Consider the following 4244-nt stretch of genomic DNA (forward strand, 5'->3'; position numbering starts at 1 on the left):
CGTCGGGGACGGCGTCGACGCCGAAGTCGGCCGCCATCAGGGTCTTTCGGCCGTCGTCGGCCGCACGGTCGGCGGCGTCCGCTGCGAGCGATGCGCCGCGGCGCTGGATGCGCCGTGCGAGTTCCTCTGCCGCGTCGGCGCTCACCCGCAAGTCACCCGCGTGTCGCCGGATGATGGTGTCGACCGGCGCGAACGGGAGTTCGACGCTCATGCGTCAATGGGTGGCTGTCGCACGCTTAACTGTTTCCGTTGGGACGGACGCCGCCACCACGCATTTGGGCCGCGAACGCCAACTCCCGGATATGACGAAGAACCCCCACCAGGCGAACGCCGAAGACGTCGCCGAACAGGAGGTCGACGCCGACGCGGCGGAAGCCGAAGAGGTCGTCGAGGAGCGCCGGGAAGCCGACGAGGAGTACCGAGAGGAGCAGATAGCGGAGGAGATCGAACACGAGGACGAGGAGCGCTACCAGGAGGCCCGCGACGCGACGAACGCGGACAACCACCCGGACGACGCCGAGTGGGACTAGTGGAGCTCTTCGGCGCGGAGGCGGCCGTCCCGTAGGAGGCCGCGGACCGTCACTTCCTGGCCGAGCGTGACGTCCGCGTCCGTCTCCACGCTCACCGTCTCCTCGCCGTCGTCCAGAATCACGGGGTTCTGGGCCTGCACGACCACGCCCGTGAACTCGACTTCTTCGCCGTCCGCGTCGTCCCCGTCCGCGGACTCAGTAGTGTCCTCGGTGGACTCCGGTTCGTTGCCGTCCTCGAACGCCGAGAGCCCCGTCGCGCCGCCCGAGTCCTCGCCGCCGGTCGTCGCGCCGTCGGCGAGCGGGATGACGGAGGCCTGCCAGCCCGCGGAGGCCTCGATGTCGTCCTGCCAGCCGTCCTGAATCTCGACGTCGACGAACGCGACCTCGTCGCCCGGCCCGATGTCGAGGTCGGCCTTGTCGCCCCAGAGCGCCACGCGGATGTCGCCCGTGTCGTCCTGCACGCGGACGTTCCGCACCTGGCCCTCGCTGCCGTCGTCGCGGTCGAACGTGCGTTTGGGGTCCGCCGAGCGGATGACGCCCGCGACGTCGGCCACGTCGTCGAGTTCGAGCGCGTCGATGGGCGTGGTGTCGGGTTCGAACGCCACGTCCGCGTCCACGGGTTCGACCGCGCCGCGGTCGCCGACGTGGAGTTCGAGGCTGCCGTCGCGCTCCCGGACGTAGCCGTCGACGACCTCGACGACCTCGCCCTGCGAGAGTTCGGTCGCGGTCTCCGCCTGGTCGTCCCAGAGCGTGACCCGGACGCGCCCGGTCTCGTCGCCGAGCACGACGTTCGAGACCTTGCCCTCGCTGCCGTCGTCGCGGTCGAACGTCCGGACGTCCTCCGCGTCGAGCACTTCGCCCGTGAGGTTCACGTCCGAGATGCCCAGGGAGAGGTCCTCGACGCGGTACTCGTCCTGGACCTGCACGTCGACGTCCTCGTCGTTGTCGACCTCCACCTGGTCGGCGCTGACCTCGATGCCGTTGTAGCCGTCCTTCGGCCGCCCCTTCACGCGGAGCACGTCCCCGACCTCGAGTTCGTCCTTGGCGCCCTCGGCCTGCTCGTCCCACAGCGACAGCCGGACGCTGCCGGTCTCGTCGGCGACGTCGACGTTCACCACGCGGCCCTCCGGGTCCTCGTCGTCGTCGCGCTCGAACGTCCGCACGTCGCCGATGCTCGTCACCTTCGCGATGAACTTCACCTCGTCCATCTCCGGTTCGACGTCCGCGACGCCGTTGACCTCGCCGTCCTCGAGCTCGTGGGCGATGAGCATGGCGGCCGTCTCCTCGTCGGCCAGTCCGCCCATCTGTTCGACCTTCGACTCGACGGCGTCCCGGAACTCCTCGAGGGACACGTCGGTGTCGAGGTCCCCGTAGACGTCCTCGATGTCGTCGCCCATAATCGTAGTTCACTCCAGACGCGAGCCGCGCATAAGCGTTGTCCTTGGGGAATTACGCCGTCTCAGTCCGCCGGTTATCGGTGGCACGCGTCGGGATGGCGCGGCCTCCGGTTTGAACCTCCGGACCGCAGCCGCACCCCGAATCGTAACCGCTTTACGTAAGTCCCGGGTACGACAGAGTGAGTCCGGATAGGGTAGTGGACTATCCTCTTGGCTTGCGGAGCCAGGGACCGGCGTTCAAATCGCCGTCCGGACGTTTTCTCTGCAGACTACGCCCGAGAGCGACGCCCGTGTCGCTCTCGGCGTCCTGCTGTGTCAACGTCGAGGCGATTTGAGCACGGCAGACGAGCGCAGCGAAGTCTGTCGGAGTTCAAATCGTCGTCCGGACGTTCCTCACTACGTTCGTCACGTCCGACGAGCCCGTGCTCACTTCGTTCGCACGGACGCCGTCCGGACGTTACATTCTCACGCCGCTCCGACCGCGAGCGACCGCCGTGTCGCTCGCGTCGGACAGCGAGTATTCACGTCAGGCGATTTGAACCCGTGAGTCGCAGCGCCGAACGGAGTGAGGCGACCGCCTCACGATGTTCAAATCGTCGTCCGGACGTTCCTCACTACGTTCGTGGACCGTCGCGGGCACGAAGTTCTTAGCGGTGGGCCGTGTACTCGGTGAGCATGAGCGAGGACCGGACGGTGCTGTCGATCGACCCGCACGTGCACTCGGAGGGCTCGTACGACGGGAACGAGCCCGTGGAGCTCATCCTCGAGCACGCCAGCGACATCGACCTCGACGGGGTGGTGGTGACCGACCACGACAGCATCGAGGAGTCGCTGCGGGCGGCGGAGCTGGCGCCGGAGTACGGGCTGGTGGGGATTCCGGGCGTGGAGGTGTCGACGGACGCGGGCCACCTGCTCGCGCTCGGCGTCGAGGAGTGCCCGGAGCGCGGGCGGTCGTTCGAGGCGACGGTGCGAGAGGTCCGCGAGCAGGGCGGGGTGGCGGTCGTCCCGCACCCGTTCCAGCGGAGCCGGCACGGCGTTCGCCGGGGGAACCTCGGCGAGTGCGACGGCATCGAGGTGTACAACTCGATGGTGTTCACGGGCTACCGGAACCGCCGCGCGCGGACGTTCGCGCGGCGTCACGACTACCCGCGGTTCGGGGCGAGCGACGCGCACTCGATTCGGAACGTCGGGCGGGCGTACACGGACGTCGCGCTGCCCGAGGTCGACCCGGGGACGCCGGCCGGCGACATCGAGACGGAGACCGTGCTGGCGGCGCTGCGCGCGGGCGAGACGGACATCCGGGGGAAGCGGACGCCGATTCACCGGAGCACGCGGCAGTACGCGAAGGGCGCGGCGCGGAAGAGCGCGTTCGTGTTGACGAAGCGGCTCCCCTACGTCAGCGCGTGGCCGGCGTCGATGCAGAACGCCTGACGGCGAAACGGGTTTGCGTCCGGCAGCCGAATCCGGAGTATGGACGCGGCGCTGCGCGCGGGCATCGCGGTTTACAACGCCGGCCACTACCACGCCGCCCACGACGCGTGGGAGGACGCGTGGCTGGCGCTCGAGGACGGCGACGACGAGCGACTGCTCCACGGCCTCATCCAGTGTTCGGCGGCGGTCCACCACGCGCGCGACCGGAACTGGGCGGGCGCGGTCGGGCTCTGCGAGAGCGCGCGCGAGTACCTCGCCGACCTCCCCGCGGAGTACCGGGGCGTGGACGTGGCCGCCGTCAGAGAGTACGTCGATGCGCTCGGGAGCGACCCGGAGCGTGTCGAGCGCGGCACGCCGCCGTCGCTGACCTACGAGGGGCGCGCGCTCGCCCTCGAAGACTTGGACGCGCCGGCGGGCGTAGAGGCCGGGGTTGCGCTCGCCGAGGCGCTCGGCTACGACGCGGAGTTCGTGGAGGCGGGCGCAGAGTACGCCCGCGAGGGACTCGCCGAGGGAGAGCTGAACGAGTTCGGGGTGTTGCTCTGTGACTTCGTGACCGAGCGCGAGCAGCGCGCGCTGGTGGCGACGCGACTCCGCCAGCACGTGCGGCGGCGGCAGCGGCGAGAAGACGACGTGGCGGGCCTGTTCGACTAGGCGTACGTCTGGTAGGCGATGACGCCGGCGACGGCGAGACACGCGACGCCCAGCGCGCGGACCAGCCACGCCCACGTGTCGGGGATGGTGTCGTCGGTGCCGTACTCGCCGCGGCGGCGGCGGTTCGGCCCGACGAAGATGGAGAGCTGGAGCGCCGCTCGCGGCGCGAGAATCATCGCGAGTCCGAGCGCGGCGCCGAGCACGACCGCGAGGAGTTCGCGAATCCCGGCCATCT

At 69.8% G+C, this 4244-nt stretch carries 6 protein-coding genes and 1 tRNA gene; 4 read left to right on the forward strand and 3 right to left on the reverse strand.

What is annotated here, in order from left to right; all coding sequences use genetic code 11:
• The coding region (locus GJ634_RS14385; RefSeq protein ID WP_197425547.1) for a histone-like protein at positions 1-211 on the reverse strand (211 nt) is incomplete at its 3' end.
• A 91-nt stretch (positions 212-302) separates the two neighbouring features.
• Between GJ634_RS14385 and GJ634_RS14390 the strand changes: the two genes are divergently transcribed.
• Complete coding sequence (locus GJ634_RS14390) at positions 303-530, forward strand: hypothetical protein (protein ID WP_157503543.1); 228 nt, start codon at positions 303-305, stop codon at positions 528-530.
• On the opposite strand, the gene GJ634_RS14395 is transcribed toward GJ634_RS14390, so the two are convergent.
• Positions 527-1927, reverse strand: a complete 1401-nt coding sequence (locus GJ634_RS14395) for a single-stranded DNA binding protein (RefSeq protein WP_157503544.1) — start codon at positions 1925-1927, stop codon at positions 527-529. The two genes, GJ634_RS14390 and GJ634_RS14395, sit on opposite strands and share 4 nt — an antisense overlap.
• 183 nt (positions 1928-2110) lie before the next feature.
• Between GJ634_RS14395 and GJ634_RS14400 the strand changes: the two genes are divergently transcribed.
• The 3 genes from GJ634_RS14400 (at position 2111) to GJ634_RS14410 (ending at position 4009) form a co-directional block, all read left to right on the forward strand.
• Positions 2111-2183, forward strand: a tRNA-Arg gene (locus tag GJ634_RS14400).
• 419 nt (positions 2184-2602) lie between these two features.
• Positions 2603-3358 carry a PHP domain-containing protein gene (locus GJ634_RS14405; protein WP_157503545.1) on the forward strand — a complete coding sequence of 252 codons (756 nt, stop codon included), beginning with the start codon at positions 2603-2605 and terminating at the stop codon, positions 3356-3358.
• Between the two features lie 39 nt (positions 3359-3397).
• Positions 3398-4009 (forward strand): DUF309 domain-containing protein, encoded by a 612-nt coding sequence (locus GJ634_RS14410; protein ID WP_157503546.1) that lies wholly within the window; start codon positions 3398-3400, stop codon positions 4007-4009.
• Here GJ634_RS14410 and GJ634_RS15690 read toward each other — a convergent pair.
• A partial coding sequence (locus tag GJ634_RS15690; protein ID WP_197425548.1) for a hypothetical protein occupies positions 4006-4244 on the reverse strand: 239 nt, incomplete at its 5' end. The two genes, GJ634_RS14410 and GJ634_RS15690, sit on opposite strands and share 4 nt — an antisense overlap.

It is taken from the genome of Halobacterium sp. CBA1126, from assembly GCF_009741975.1.
Lineage (GTDB): Archaea > Halobacteriota > Halobacteria > Halobacteriales > Halobacteriaceae > Halobacterium.

Bases quoted from the DNA above. Each gene is read 5' to 3' on its own strand.
- GJ634_RS14405 (WP_157503545.1), top strand. From the start codon at position 2,603: ATGAGCGAGGACCGGACGGTGCTGTCGATCGACCCGCACGTGCACTCG.
- GJ634_RS14395 (WP_157503544.1), bottom strand. From the start codon at position 1,927: ATGGGCGACGACATCGAGGACGTCTACGGGGACCTCGACACCGACGTG.
- GJ634_RS14410 (WP_157503546.1), top strand. From the start codon at position 3,398: ATGGACGCGGCGCTGCGCGCGGGCATCGCGGTTTACAACGCCGGCCAC.
- GJ634_RS14390 (WP_157503543.1), top strand. From the start codon at position 303: ATGACGAAGAACCCCCACCAGGCGAACGCCGAAGACGTCGCCGAACAG.